General features: G+C 62.1%; 15 protein-coding genes and 1 pseudogene. 3 read left to right on the top strand and 13 right to left on the bottom strand.

Features of this window, described 5'->3' with window-relative positions; genetic code table 11:
• Positions 1-19 precede the first annotated feature (19 nt).
• The 11 genes from rnhA to coxB all read right to left on the bottom strand — a co-directional run bounded on the left by rnhA (position 20) and on the right by coxB (position 9,134).
• On the bottom strand, positions 20-559 hold the full coding sequence (gene rnhA, locus E5W70_RS10765) for a ribonuclease HI (RefSeq protein WP_292657490.1): 540 nt from the start codon (positions 557-559) through the stop codon (positions 20-22).
• Complete coding sequence (locus E5W70_RS10760; RefSeq protein WP_292657487.1) at positions 556-1,518, bottom strand: homoserine kinase; 963 nt, start codon at positions 1,516-1,518, stop codon at positions 556-558. Before E5W70_RS10760 ends, rnhA begins: the two co-directional genes overlap by 4 nt.
• Before the next feature lie 5 nt (positions 1,519-1,523).
• A complete protein-coding gene (gene ispH / locus E5W70_RS10755) occupies positions 1,524-2,528 on the bottom strand; it encodes a 4-hydroxy-3-methylbut-2-enyl diphosphate reductase (RefSeq protein WP_292657484.1) in 1,005 nt (334 codons plus the stop codon).
• Positions 2,529-2,635: 107 nt separating this feature from the next.
• The gene (locus tag E5W70_RS10750; protein WP_292657480.1) at positions 2,636-3,391 is read right to left on the bottom strand and encodes an SURF1 family protein; all 756 of its coding nucleotides are present in this window, start codon (positions 3,389-3,391) and stop codon (positions 2,636-2,638) included.
• Positions 3,388-3,774, bottom strand: coding sequence for a DUF983 domain-containing protein (locus E5W70_RS10745; protein ID WP_292657477.1), 387 nt, complete (start codon positions 3,772-3,774; stop codon positions 3,388-3,390). The genes E5W70_RS10750 and E5W70_RS10745 overlap by 4 nt, the downstream gene beginning before the upstream one ends.
• A gap of 82 nt (positions 3,775-3,856) precedes the next feature.
• Positions 3,857-4,738 (bottom strand): cytochrome c oxidase subunit 3, encoded by an 882-nt coding sequence (locus E5W70_RS10740; protein WP_292657474.1) that lies wholly within the window; start codon positions 4,736-4,738, stop codon positions 3,857-3,859.
• Between the two features lies 1 nt (position 4,739).
• A complete protein-coding gene (locus E5W70_RS10735; protein ID WP_292657471.1) occupies positions 4,740-5,372 on the bottom strand; it encodes a cytochrome c oxidase assembly protein in 633 nt (210 codons plus the stop codon).
• Positions 5,373-5,379: 7 nt separating this feature from the next.
• Positions 5,380-5,541, bottom strand: coding sequence for a hypothetical protein (locus E5W70_RS10730; RefSeq protein WP_198023516.1), 162 nt, complete (start codon positions 5,539-5,541; stop codon positions 5,380-5,382).
• Positions 5,542-5,543: 2 nt separating this feature from the next.
• A complete protein-coding gene (locus tag E5W70_RS10725; protein WP_292657469.1) occupies positions 5,544-6,488 on the bottom strand; it encodes a heme o synthase in 945 nt (314 codons plus the stop codon).
• Positions 6,489-6,564: 76 nt separating this feature from the next.
• Complete coding sequence (ctaD, locus tag E5W70_RS10720; protein WP_292657466.1) at positions 6,565-8,217, bottom strand: cytochrome c oxidase subunit I; 1,653 nt, start codon at positions 8,215-8,217, stop codon at positions 6,565-6,567.
• Positions 8,218-8,255: 38 nt separating this feature from the next.
• Positions 8,256-9,134, bottom strand: a complete 879-nt coding sequence (gene coxB, locus E5W70_RS10715) for a cytochrome c oxidase subunit II (protein ID WP_292657534.1) — start codon at positions 9,132-9,134, stop codon at positions 8,256-8,258.
• A gap of 372 nt (positions 9,135-9,506) precedes the next feature.
• Between coxB and E5W70_RS10710 the strand changes: the two genes are divergently transcribed.
• The 3 genes from E5W70_RS10710 to E5W70_RS10700 all read left to right on the top strand — a co-directional run bounded on the left by E5W70_RS10710 (position 9,507) and on the right by E5W70_RS10700 (position 12,346).
• Positions 9,507-10,031 carry an invasion associated locus B family protein gene (locus E5W70_RS10710; protein WP_254818452.1) on the top strand — a complete coding sequence of 175 codons (525 nt, stop codon included), beginning with the start codon at positions 9,507-9,509 and terminating at the stop codon, positions 10,029-10,031.
• 128 nt (positions 10,032-10,159) lie between these two features.
• Positions 10,160-11,572 carry a metalloprotease TldD gene (gene tldD / locus E5W70_RS10705; protein ID WP_292657460.1) on the top strand — a complete coding sequence of 471 codons (1,413 nt, stop codon included), beginning with the start codon at positions 10,160-10,162 and terminating at the stop codon, positions 11,570-11,572.
• A 66-nt stretch (positions 11,573-11,638) separates the two neighbouring features.
• Complete coding sequence (locus E5W70_RS10700) at positions 11,639-12,346, top strand: NAD-dependent deacylase (RefSeq protein WP_292657457.1); 708 nt, start codon at positions 11,639-11,641, stop codon at positions 12,344-12,346.
• 248 nt (positions 12,347-12,594) lie between these two features.
• On the opposite strand, the pseudogene E5W70_RS10695 reads toward E5W70_RS10700, so the two are convergent.
• Together E5W70_RS10695 and E5W70_RS10690 are read right to left on the bottom strand one after the other, a co-directional pair.
• A pseudogene (locus E5W70_RS10695) lies at positions 12,595-13,094 on the bottom strand (RES domain-containing protein).
• Complete coding sequence (locus E5W70_RS10690) at positions 13,087-13,458, bottom strand: antitoxin Xre/MbcA/ParS toxin-binding domain-containing protein (protein ID WP_292657454.1); 372 nt, start codon at positions 13,456-13,458, stop codon at positions 13,087-13,089. Before E5W70_RS10690 ends, E5W70_RS10695 begins: the two are co-directional and overlap by 8 nt.
• Positions 13,459-13,516: the final 58 nt, after the last annotated feature.

Raw genomic sequence — 13,516 nt, 5'->3', positions numbered from 1 at the left:
CACGCCAGTTCGACCGAATTCAATAACTCTGGGTCGAGCGCCGAACCTTCTTGGCCACTGATTGCTTGGATTGGGTGCCTTCCTTCGGCGGCACTGACGCGAGTACGGGTTTCGCCGACTTCGTCTTGAATGGCGCCATGCCGAGCCGCGCCAATTCGTCGGCGCGCTCGTTCTCGGGATGGCCGGCATGGCCCTTGACCCAATGCCAGGTGACCTGATGGCGGTTACGCGCGGCGTCGAGCTGCTGCCACAGCTCGGCATTCTTCACTGGCTGCCTGGCCGCCGTCTTCCAGCCGTTGCGCTTCCAGCCGTCGATCCAGCTGAAAATGCCGTCCTTGACATAGTTGCTGTCGGTATAAAGATCGACGGCACAGGGCTCCTTGAGCGCATTAAGCGCCGAGATGGCGGCCAACAACTCCATGCGGTTGTTGGTGGTCAGAGCCTCGCCACCATGGAGCTCCTTGATGGCGCCGTTGAAGCGCAGGATTGCGCCCCAGCCGCCAGGCCCGGGATTGCCCGAACAAGCACCATCGGTGAAGATTTCAACGCGCTTGGTCATGTCAGTCCATATTCGGAAGGAGAGTTGATCGCCCGGTGGAAGCGCATCCGGCGGATATACTCGGTCGGGTCGCGTTTCATCACCAGCCCGCCGTCCGGAACCGTCAGCCAGTCGTAGAGCCGGGTCAGCATGAAGCGCAGCGCCGAGCCGCGCGCCAGCATCGGCAGCGCAGCTTTCTCGTCACCGCTCAACGGCCGCACGCCTTGGTAGCCGGCAAGCAGCGCCGTGCCCTTGGTCAGATTGAAGGAAAAATCCTTCTCGAAGCACCAGGCGTTCAGGCACGTGGCAACGTCATAAGCGTAGAGGTCGTTGCAGGCGAAATAGAAGTCGATCAGCCCGGACAGTTTCTCGCCGAGGAAGAACACATTGTCCGGGAAAAGATCGGCATGGATGATGCCCTGCGGCAGACCGTTCGGCCAGTTTCGCTCGAAATCGGCGAAATCGGCATCGACCTCGGCCGCCAGTCCAGGCTCGACCTCATCGGCGCGGGCGCGGGCGGCATTCCACAGCTTGCGCCAGCCATCGATGGCAAGGGCGTTGGGGCGGGTCATCGGAAAATCCGCGCCGGCGAGATGCAGTGCCGCCAGCGCCTTGCCGACCTCGCCGCAATGCGCAGCCGTCGGCCGCCGCAGCGACAGGCCTTCGAGAAAGGTAATGATGACCGCCGGCCGGCCGGCAAGTGTTCCGATCACACCGCCATCATGTGCGGTGACCGGGAGCGGGCACGAAATGCCCTTTCTGGCGAGGTGGGCCATGAGGCCGAGAAAGAACGGCAGGTCAGCCTTGTCGACGCGCTTCTCGTAAAGCGTCAGGATGTAGGAGCCGCTGCTGGTGTGTAGTAAAAAATTCGAGTTTTCGGTGCCTTCGGCGATGCCCTTGTAGGACAAGAGATCGCCGACCGGATAGTTGCTGAGGAACGCGCCGAGCTCGCCCTCATTGACGTCGGTGTAGACCGCCATCGTGGCTACGCAGCCCCGTTGACGAAGGCCATGTCGGCTGCCGTCAATTCGACATCGCGCAACACCCGCATCACCGGAAAATCCTCCGTCTCCGTCGCGGTCACGGCCAGCTCGATGGTCACGTCGAAGCGCTGCCTGAAAGCATCGACGATCTCGTCGACGATGATCTCCGGCGCCGAAGCGCCCGCCGACAGACCGAGCGTCGAGATGCCGACAATGTCATTCCACGGAATTTCGGAGGCGCGCTGCACGAGAAGCGACATCGAGGCGCCGGCGCGCTCGGCCACTTCGACCAGGCGCCGCGAGTTGGAGGAGTTAGGTGCGCCGACAACCAGGAAGAGATCGGCGCCGGCCGCTGTCTCCTTGACCGCTTCCTGGCGATTGGTGGTGGCATAACAGATCGATTCCGCCGCCGGCGCGTGCAGCTCGGGAAAACGTTGCTGCAGCGCGCGGATGATACCGGCGGTGTCCTCGACCGACAGCGTCGTCTGGGTCACGAAGCCGAGCGCCTGCGGGTCTGCAGGCACGAAGCTTGCGGCGTCGGCTTCGGTCTCGATCAGAGTGACCGCGCCGTCCGGCAACTGGCCCATTGTGCCAATCACCTCCGGATGCCCGGCATGGCCGATCAAAAGCACGTGGCGGCCCAGCCGCTGATGGCGCATTGCCTGCTTGTGGACTTTCGAGACCAGCGGGCAAGTCGCGTCGAGATAGAATAGGTTGCGGGACCGGGCGTCGGCCGGCACTGATTTCGGCACGCCATGCGCCGAAAAGACGACCGGGCTCTGGCGATGCTCGGGCGGGATCTCGGAGAGCTCCTCGATGAACACCGCGCCGAGGCTTTGCAGCCCTTCGACGACGTAGCGGTTGTGCACGATCTCGTGGCGGACATAAACCGGCGCGCCGTATTTCTTCAGCGCCAGCACGACGATCTGGATGGCACGGTCGACGCCCGCACAGAAACCGCGCGGCTGGCAGAGCCGGATGGTCAGCGGTGGTTTTGTGTGAAGCATGATTGCATCTTACGCTGATTGTAGGCCGGTTGATCGGACTATGACTTGTGAGCTCAAGGCGCGAAATGAGGTGTGCGGCCCTGCCCTGTCAAGGGTAGTGGCGGCGATCATTGGTCTTTCGCCGGGCGGCGGAGCCAGGAGATCAGGACGCCGGCAAGGGCGGCGGCAAGGCCGTACCAGGTTATCGCATATTGCAGATGGCTGTTCGGCAGGTCGATGACGGTGACACCGCCAACCGGCAGCCCGCCGGGGTTGGCCGTGGCGTTCACATCGATGAAGATCGGCACCAGCGCCGCTCCCGCCGGCAAGCCGGCGCTCGAGGCCATCGCATCACGATCTTTCCAGTAGAAGATGTTCTTCTGCGGATCATTATCGGGAAGCATCATCGAGGGCTTGGCCGTCAGCGGGTTGCGGGCGAGCCCCGTCACCGTCACTTCGCCCGTTACCTGCCCCTGCGGCCGCTTGGCTGGGTCCTTGAAATCATAAGGCACGAAGCCGCGGTTGATCAGTACGAAACGGCCATCGTCGAGTTGCAGCGGCGTGAAGACATCGAAACCGGACTGGCCTTCCCAGGTGGCGAGGAAATGCCGCTCGCCTTGATGCAGGAAAGTGCCGGTCACCGTTGCCGGCGTGTAGTCCACGTCGCCAGTGGCAGCAAACCGCTTTTCGACCTCGGCCAATGGCACAGGCGCCGAATGCGTCCGCTGGTCTATCGTCTGGAGAAGGCCCTCTTTCCAGTGCAGGCGCTGAACCTGCCAGGTGCCGAGCGCCAGCAGGATCAAAAACACGACGATACCCAGGCCGAACGCCAATGCGCGCTTCGGCCGCGACCGGCCGGCCACCAAACCTGATGCCTCGCTCATTCGCCGCGGTCCAGCCGGCCCTCGGCCGCCTTGTTGCGGTATTGCAGCGTCAGCAGCACGCCCTTGATCAGCCGGAGCGCCGCCAGGCAAAGCACCAGCGTCAGCGGAATCCACAGCAGCAGATGCAGCCAGAGCGGCGGATTGAGCGTCACCTCCATCCACAGCGCCAGACCGACGACGATGAAGCCGATGATCAGGATAACGAACACCGCCGGCCCGTCGCCGGCATCGGCGAAGGAATAATCGAGGCCGCAATTGCTGCAGCGATTGCCGACCGTGAGGAACCCAGAGAACAGTCTGCCCTCGCCACAGCGGGGGCAGCGGCCATGCAGGCCGGCCGAGATCGGATCGATTGGTGGCCAGATCGCCTTGTCGTCGCTCATGAGGTCATCCTAGGAGCATTTGCCGCAAAAGATAAGGCGGCCACGTCGCCGCAGCCGCCTTGTCGATTTCCTCAGCTCGATCTCAGTGCGGTTCGATCATCGCGCCGTTCGATGCCCAGACGTAGATCGAGGCAAACAGGAACAGCCACACCACGTCGACGAAGTGCCAGTACCAGGCGGCGGCCTCAAAGCCGAAATGCTGCTTGGGCGTGAAGTCGCCCTTCATGGCGCGGATCAGGCAGACCAGCAGGAAGATCGTGCCGATGATGACGTGGAAACCATGGAAGCCGGTCGCCATGAAGAAGGTGGCGCCGTAGATTGAATCCCTGAAGCCGAACGGCGCGTGCATGTACTCATAAGCCTGCACCATGGTGAACAGCATGCCGAGGCCGACGGTCAGCACCAAGCCGTTGATCAGGCCTTTGCGGTCGCCGTGGATGAGCGAGTGGTGCGCCCAGGTCACCGTGGTGCCCGACAGAAGCAGGATGACGGTGTTGTAAAGCGGCAGATGGAAGGGGTCGAGAACTTCGAGGCCCTTGGGTGGCCAGACGCCGCCGGTGAAGGCGGTACGGGCGTATTGATGGACCTCGCCGGGGAACAGGCTGGCGTCGAAGAACGCCCAGAACCAGGCGACGAAGAACATCACCTCGGAGGCGATGAACATGATCATGCCGTAGCGCAGATGCAGCGACACGACACGGGTGTGGTGTCCCTCATGCGCTTCCTTGATCGTATCCGACCACCAGGCGAACATCGTGTAGATGACGATCAGCAGGCCGATGAAGAACAGCCATGGGTTGGCGATGTTGAAACCGAAGATCGGGAAATCGCCGCCCTTGAGATATTGCATGTAACAGACACCGCCGAGCGCGGTCACCAGCGCCCCGACGGAGCCCAGGAAAGGCCACGGGCTCGGGTCGACGAGGTGGTAGTCATGTTGTGGTTTTGCGTGTGCGTCTGCCATATCAACCCCCGAGGCTTGCTTCGGTATCTGAAATCTTGTTGCGGCGGCCGTCGGCCGGCACCGATGATGCGACCGGCTTGGTCTTGTCGACCGGGAACATCGTGTAGGATAGGGTAATCGTCCTCAAATCCTTCAACTCCGGCGCGTTGACGATGTCGGGATCGACATAGAAGACGACCGGCATGTCCAACGTCTCGCCCGGCTTCAGCGTCGTGTCGGTGAAGCAGAAACACTCGACCTTGTTGAAGTAAGGTCCGGCCAGTTCAGGCTGCACGTTGAAGGTGGCGCGTCCGGTGATGGGCCGGCTGAATTTGTTGGTCGCGCTGAAGTGCGCCTCGGCGGTCTCGCCGATCTTGATGGTGATCGAGCGGGCGACCGGCTGGAATTGCCAGGGAACGCCGACGGTGTTGGCATCGAAGCGGATGGTGATGTCGCGGTCGAGCACCCGATCGGCATATTGCTGGGTCGCCCGTTTGACGGTGCCGCCGTAGCCTGTCGCCTGGCAGAACATCGCATAGAGCGGCACCGCGGCGTAGGCCATGCCGATCATGCCGCCGAAGAACGCGATGCAGACGCCAGCGACGACGCGGTTCGTATTTTTCTTCGTAGGATCGGTGACTGTTTGCCTGGTCATCGTCAGCTCACATCGAGCCGGGGAAACTGTGACCAAATTTCACGATGGTCGCGACGTAGAATATGACGACCAGCGCCGCCAGCGCGAAACCGATTGCGGCCGAGCGATTGCGGCGGGCCTTCTGCTGACGTTCGGTCAGCGTGACCAGTTCAAGCTTCTTTTCGGCCATGCTCATGCTCCACCGATGGTCAGCGCGCGCGCGACGACGCAATCGCCAAGGTAGGCGGCGAAGATGGCGAAGAGATAAAGCAGCGAATAGCCGAACAAGGCCTTGGCCGGCTTCATCGCCCTGTCGTCATCGGCCATTTGCAGCACCTTCCACGCATACCAGACGAAGCCGGCGCCGAGCAGCAATGCAACGATGCCATAGGCCGGCGTGGTGAAGCCGAGAACCCATGGCAGCACGCCAACCGGTGCGAGGACCAGCGCATAGGCAAAGATCTGGCGCCTCGTCGCGGGATGGCCGGCGACATTCGGCATCATCGGAATGCCTGCCTTCGCGTAGTCCTCCGACTTGAACAGCGCGAGCGCCCAGAAATGCGGCGGCGTCCACAGGAAGATGATCAGGAACAGCACCAAACTTTCGAGGCTGACCGATCCGGTTACCGCCGCCCAGCCGATGACCGGCGGGATGGCACCGGCAGCACCGCCGATGACGATGTTCTGCGGCGTCCAGCGCTTCAGCCACATCGTGTAGATGACGGCATAGAAAAAGATGGTGAAGGCCAGAAGCGATGCGGCCAACCAGTTGACCAGCACGCCGAGCGTCATCACCGACAGAACCGACAGCACCAACCCGAAACTCAATGCCTCGCCTGGCCGGATGCGGCCGGCCGGCACGGGACGGCCGGCGGTGCGCGTCATCACCGCATCGATGTCTGCGTCGTACCACATGTTGAGCGCACCGGACGCGCCAGCACCAATGGCAATAGCCAGGATCGCGATCACCGCCAGCAGCGGATTGATGGTCACCGGGGCGGCGACCATGCCGACAAATGCGGTGAACACCACCAGCGACATGACGCGCGGCTTCAGCAGGGCGAAGAAATCGCCCGCCGTCGCTTCCGACATGCGGAAGCCCGGCTCGTCAATCAGTCTGTCTTCGGCAAGGGCCATGCGTACTTAAAGTCCATCATTCCGTTGGCCAAAACCGCCGGCGGGCCGGCGGTTCCGTATTAAAGGAGGCAACCGCCTACTTGATCTTCGGCAACTGTTCCCACTGGTGGAACGGCGGCGGCGAAGGCAGCTGCCATTCCAGCGTGGTCGCACCCTCGCCCCAAGGATTGGCGCCGGCGACCCGCTTCTTCTGGAACGCCTCGAAGACGCCGAAGAGGAAGATGACGACGCCGACAGCCGAGATGTACGAGCCGTAGGATGACACCATGTTCCAGCCGGCGAAGGCATCGGGATAGTCGATATAGCGCCGCGGCATACCGGAGAGACCAAGGAAGTGCTGCGGGAAAAAGACCAGGTTGACGCCGACGAAAGTGACCCAGAAGTGGGTGTTGGCGATCACGGGCGAGTACATGTAGCCGGTCATCTTCGGGAACCAGTAGTACCAGCCGGCGAAGATGGCAAAGACCGCGCCCAGCGACAGCACGTAGTGGAAGTGCGCGACCACGAAATAGGTGTCGTGCAGCGGGCGGTCGAGGCCGGCATTGGCCAGCTGCACGCCGGTGACGCCGCCAACAGTGAACAGGAAGATGAAGCCGATCGCCCACAGCATCGGGGTCTTGAGCGAAATCGACCCGCCCCACATAGTGGCAATCCACGAGAAGATCTTCACACCCGTCGGCACCGCGATGACCATGGTGGCAAAGACGAAATAGCGCTGGGTGTCGAGCGACAGGCCCGTCGTATACATGTGGTGGGCCCAGACGATGAAGCCCACCGCGCCGATGGCAACCATCGCATAGGCCATGCCTAGATAGCCGAACACCGGCTTCCTCGAAAAGGTCGAGATGATGTGGCTGATGATCCCGAAACCCGGCAGGATCAGAATGTAGACCTCCGGATGGCCGAAGAACCAGAACAGGTGCTGGAACAGGATCGGATCGCCGCCGCCGTCCGGGGCGAAGAACGTGGTGCCGAAATTGCGGTCGGTCAAAAGCATGGTGATGCCGCCGGCCAACACCGGAAGCGACAGAAGCAGCAGGAAGGCGGTGATCAGCACCGACCAGGCGAACAGCGGCATCTTGTGCATGGTCATGCCGGGCGCGCGCATGTTGAAGATGGTGGTGATGAAGTTGATGGCGCCAAGAATCGAGGAGGCGCCGGCGATGTGGATTGAAAGGATCGCCAGGTCCATGGCCGGTCCAGGCTGGCCCGATGTCGATAGCGGCGGATAAAGCGTCCAGCCGCCGCCGACGCCGTAGGCGCCGGGCGCACTCGGGACGAAGGCCGAGAAAATCAGCAGGATGAAAGCCGGCGGCAGCAGCCAGAACGACACGTTGTTCATGCGCGGGAACGCCATATCCGGCGCGCCGATCATGATCGGCACCATCCAGTTAGCAAAGCCGCCGATCAGCGCCGGCATCACCATGAAGAAGATCATGATCAGCGCATGCGCGGTGGTGAAAGCATTGTACATGCTCTTGCCGCCGTCAATGGCGGCGTCACCATTCATGCCGTAGACCATCTGCGCCAGGCCAGTGAATATCTGGATGCCCGGCTCCTGCAATTCCATGCGCATGACGACCGACAAGGCGCCACCGATGCAGCCCGCCATGATCGCGAAGATCAGATAAAGCGTACCGATGTCCTTGTGGTTGGTCGAATACACCCACCGGACCCAGCCATGATATGGCTTGTGGTCGTGGTCGTCGTGAGCTGCAGCGTCTGCCATGGTCGGCTCCGTTCCCTGAATCTTTTCTGGTCGCGGCATCAGTTGCCGGCGGCCGCTACCTTGTTCGTGCCATCGACCTCGGCCATCAGCGCCTTGTTGGCGCCGGGAAGGTCGGTCTTGGCTGCCGCCAGCCAGGTCTTGTATCGCGCATCGGAGACGACGCGAATGGCGATCGGCATGAAGGCGTGGTCCTTGCCGCAGAGTTCCGAGCACTGGCCGTAATAGAGGCCTTCCTTGTCGGCCTTGAACCACACCTCGTTGATGCGGCCCGGCACCGCGTCGGTCTTGATGCCGAAGGAAGGCATGGCAAACGCGTGAATGACGTCGGTCGCCGTCACCAGTACGCGGGTCATTGTGTTGACCGGCACCACCATCTCATTGTCGACGGCGAGCAGGCGCGGATAAGCAGCGCGATCTTCCTTGCCGGCAGCAGCCCTGTCGGCATCCTGAAGGATCGCGGAATTGAAGGAAAGCGTGTTGTCGACCTGGTATTCGTAATCCCAGTTCCACTGATTGCCCGTCGCTTTGACGGTCAGCTTGGCTTCTTCCGGCGGCGTGTACTGCGCGGTCAGCAGCTGGAACGAGGGAATGGCGAGACAGAGCAGGATGACGACGGGACCGACAGTCCAGATGACCTCGATCAGCGTGTTGTGGCTGGTGCGCGACGGAATCGGGTTGACGCTCGCCCGGAACCGCAAAATGCAGTAGGCGATCAGGAAAAGCACCAAGGCGGTGATCACAATGATGAACGCGAACGAGTAGTTCCCGAACCACTCGATCTGCCTCATAATGTCGGTCGCCGGAGGCTGAAAACTGGTTTCCCAAGGTTGGGGCTGGGCTGCATGAGCGGATGCAGCGGCAAACAACGTGGCGGCGGCACTAGCTACGATTTTGGCGGTTGCCAGGAATTTTCTCATCGCCCTCGTCATCTCCCAGTTCCTCGCGATCGGACCGCAAGAATGTCGAACAAATGCCGGGACGGGAATCCCGGACAATTCAAGGCTGGTTCAAACCATACTCTATTTGCCTCCGCAAGAAAGGAGCGCCGGAACCCGTGCGGCATTTTTGCGCGCAAGCGCGGCGCTGGCTTCGTGCGGTGACGGCTCGCCGCGAATCACCGAAGCGGCATCCGGCTAGAATGAGCCGCGCGGCGCGCGGAACCGTCGCAATTAGGGCGAAATTCGCACTGAAAAGCGCATTGTCGCCTATGTCGGGGCAGATCGCCGGGGTCTCGTCCTTTACTTGGGTTTAGTGCGGCTTAAAGTGCCGTGATTCGCAATGGAGCCGTCATGAACCCTTGGCTTTCGAGAACCTTGGCGAAGGTCATCCTTGTTGCCGCCGCAATAGCCTTGCCCGGCGCCGGCCTGGCCAATGCCGCGCAGCCAAGCGGCACGGTGAAGTCGACGCATGGGGCGTGGTCGATCATCTGCGATACGCCGGCAGGTGCTACATCCGAACAATGCGTGATGATGCAGAACGTCGTCGCCGAGGACCGCCCGGAAATGGGCCTTTCCGTCGTCGTGCTGCGCACAGCCGACAACAAGGCCGAAATCCTTCGTGTGCTGGCGCCGCTCGGTGTGCTGTTGCCCAACGGCCTCGGCCTCAATGTCGACGGCAAGGATATCGGCCGCGCCTACTTCGTGCGCTGTTTCCAGGACGGCTGCTATGCCGAGGTCATCCTGGAAAAGCCGCTGCTCGACACGCTGAAGACCGGTACGTCCGCCACCTTCATCGTCTTCCAGACACCGGAAGAGGGCATCGGCATTCCCGTCGACCTCAAGGGTTTCGCCGACGGCTTCGCCGCCCTGCCCTGAACGCGGAGCTGTAGCACGATCCAGTGATGTTGACCGGCTGCGGTCACGGCAAAATCTCATTTCAGATTGTCTGTGCGGGCCTTCGCGCCTACATCGTGGGAAACTATCCTCCTGCGAACGGATACGCCATGAACAGCCTGATCGGCCAATTCGACATTTCCGACGATCGCATCAAGCAGATCGTTGCCGAGACTATTAACGGCGCCGACGACGGTGAACTGTTTCTCGAATACAGCGAGAGCGAAGCGCTGATGTTCGACAATGGCAAGCTGAAGACCGCGAATTTCAACACCGACCAGGGTTTCGGCCTGCGCGCCGTCGCCGGCGAAGCCAGCGGCTACGCCCATTCCAGCGATCTCTCCGAAGCCTCGCTGCTGCGCGCCGCCGATGCCGTTTCGACGGTGAAGAGCGGCTATTCCGGCACGCTTGCCGCAGCGCCCGCCCGCACCAACCGCCATCTCTACGGCGACGGAAACCCTATCCCCTCGCCTTCCTTCGAGACCAAGGCCAAGCTGCTCCAGGAAATCGATGCATGGCTGCGGTCCGAGGATCCGCGCGTCAGGCAGGTGACGGCGTCGCTCGCCGCCTCCTGGCAGCATGTCGAGATCGTGCGCGCCGACGGCCAGATGGTGCGCGACATCCGTCCGCTGGTCAGGATAAACGTGTCGGTGGTGGTCGGCGACGGCGACCGCCAGGAGAGCGGCTCCTACGGCATGGGAGGCCGCAAGGATTTTGGCGAATTCCTGGTCGAGGACAGCTGGCGGCACGCTGCCAAGGAGGCATTGCGGCAAGCGCTGGTCAATCTCGAAGCGGTTCCAGCACCTGCCGGCACTTTCGACATCGTGCTTTCGAGCGGCTGGCCCGGCGTCATGTTGCACGAGGCCGTCGGGCATGGGCTGGAGGGCGATTTCAACCGCAAGAAGACGTCGGCCTTTGCCGGCCTGCTTGGCCAGCAGGTGGCAGCAAAAGGCGTCACCGTCGTTGATGACGGCACCATGCCCGAGCGGCGTGGTTCGCTGACCGTCGATGACGAAGGCACGCCTTCGGCCCATAATGTGCTGATCGACGATGGCAAGCTGGTCGGCTACATGCAGGACCGCCAGAATGCACGGCTGATGGGCATGAAGGCCACCGGCAACGGGCGGCGCCAAGGGTACGCGCATGAGCCGATGCCGCGCATGACCAACACCTACATGACAGCAGGCGACATGGAGCCGGACGAGATCATCGCCTCAGTCAAGAGCGGCATCTATGCCGTGTCGTTCGGCGGCGGCCAGGTCGACATCACTTCGGGCAAGTTCGTGTTCGGCTGCACCGAGGCCTACATGATCGAGAACGGCAAAGTGACGCAACCGATCAAGGGCGCCATGCTGATCGGCAATGGGCCGGATGCCATGCATCGCGTTTCGATGGTCGGCAACGACATGAAGCTCGACACCGGCATCGGCATGTGCGGCAAGGCCGGACAGGGCGTGCCGGTCGGCGTCGGCCAGCCGCATCTCAGGATGAACCAGATGACGGTCGGCGGCACCAGGGTTTGATGCGGCTGCCGCCTTTCGGTAACATCGCCTTCCAAATGATGTTTCCGGATGCCGGTGTCTTCGACCATGTCCAAAGCCAAAATCGTCATCCTGACAGGCGCCGGCATTTCGGCGGAATCGGGCGTCGCCACGTTCCGGGATCCCGACGGGGTCTGGGCGAAATACGACCTGCAGGACGTGGCCACGCCGCAAGGTTTTGCGCGCGACCCCGTAAAGGTGCAGGATTTCTACAATATGCGCCGGCGGCAGATGGGCAGCGTCGAGCCGAATGCGGCGCACGCCGCGCTGGCCAAGCTCGAGCAGAAATTCCCAGGCGACGTCCTCGTCGTCACGCAGAATATCGACGACCTGCATGAGCGCGCCGGTTCGCGCAAACTGATCCATATGCATGGAGAACTGGGCCATGCCCTTTGCCTGAGCTGCGGGCAAAGCAGCGCCTGGGCCGACGACATCGCTGCCCATTCGGCCTGTCCAGCGTGTGGCGCAAAAGGTCAATTGAGGCCTGACGTGGTCTGGTTCGGCGAAATGCCTTACCGCATGGAGGAGATCGGCGAGGCGCTGACGCGCTGCGACCTGTTCGTGGCCATCGGCACCAGCGGGAATGTCTACCCGGCAGCAGGTTTCGTGGAGGAGGCACGCGCGGCCGGAGCCGTAACAGCCGAACTCAATCTGAAATGCGCCGGCTGGGCCTCCCGTTTCGACGAGCAGATGGAAGGGCCGGCGACACAAGTGGTGCCCGCCTTCGTCGAGCGCGTCCTTTCAGGCGCAGGCTAGTACCGTCTGGCTATGCAGCCTTGAATTCAGCGCGCGATCAGCATCTTTGTTATGTCGGGAGAGGAAACTGTGATGGCTGGCGGAGAAAAGCTAGAAGTCACCAGTTCGACCGACGATCAAGTCATGCTGCCTGTTCCAGTCTTGCCCCTAACGCGGCCAGAGGACGTGTTTGGATCCCTGCCCACAGAGGCAGGCCGAAGACATTGGAAGAGATGGAGGCGGGTGTGCTCGCCGCAGCTCGAACTGCCCTAAAACCATGAAGCCGGTGTTTTCGGCAGGCGATGGTCGGGATCGATGATTTCGAGACCCGGAGCATCGTTTTCGTTCCACAGCGCGACGCATGTGCCGCCGGGCGACATGAAGGACGGGTAGATCAGGCCGTGCAGCCCGTCGGTGAGCGAGCGGACTCTCAGCTGGTGCGTCTCGGGCACAAAACCTCTATCCACGATGTCGCGCCATTCGCATCGGCGAATGCCCGCCGCTACACCAAGCTGCGCCACGTATCGGCGTCTGTCAGGTCGGCCAGCCGTGCGCCTGACAGTTTCAATTGTGCAATCGGCGCCGGGTGCTGGACAAAACCCTGATTGTACTCGGCCCAAGCCGTCGACAGCTCCCGGGCGGCGTAGATCGCCGGAGGGCCAATCGGATTCCAGCGGCCGCCGAAGCGGGCCGCGCCCTCACCGGAAAGCGGCAGATGGGCCCAGCTCGGCACAAAAGCACGCCACAGAGTCAGCCTGGGTTCAGGCATAGATGCCGGAGCGGACTGCCTCCAGATAGGCAAGCACCTTGTCCGTCTTGCCTTCGCGAACGAGATCGTAGGCGGTCTTTCCAGCCCAACCGGGGATCGGCTGATGCTCGAACCATATCGCCGCATGCTGTTCATCGCCGGCCATCTCGCCGGCCATCGCCAAGATGCGGACTACGGGACTCAATGCGGCGTCGACCTTGCGCGCGCCGGTCTTGGCGGCAAGCGTGTTGCGCGCGAGACCGGTCAGGCCCGCCAGTTCTGTCATATTGATCCCCAGCAGTTCAGCGACCCGCCTTGGCGAGAGAAACGGCGCCCGCTCCTCGCCGAAGCGCGATGCCGAAATTTCAAAGGCTGCGGTGCTCATTACAATTTCCTAGCACATTTTGAACAACGCACGTTCAAGTGCGCTTTGTTGGTGCGCA

Source organism: Mesorhizobium sp. (genome assembly GCF_005063415.1).
Lineage (GTDB): Bacteria > Pseudomonadota > Alphaproteobacteria > Rhizobiales > Rhizobiaceae > Mesorhizobium.
Note: the sequence above shows the minus strand (reverse complement) of the source record. Positions and strands in the feature narration are given on the sequence as shown.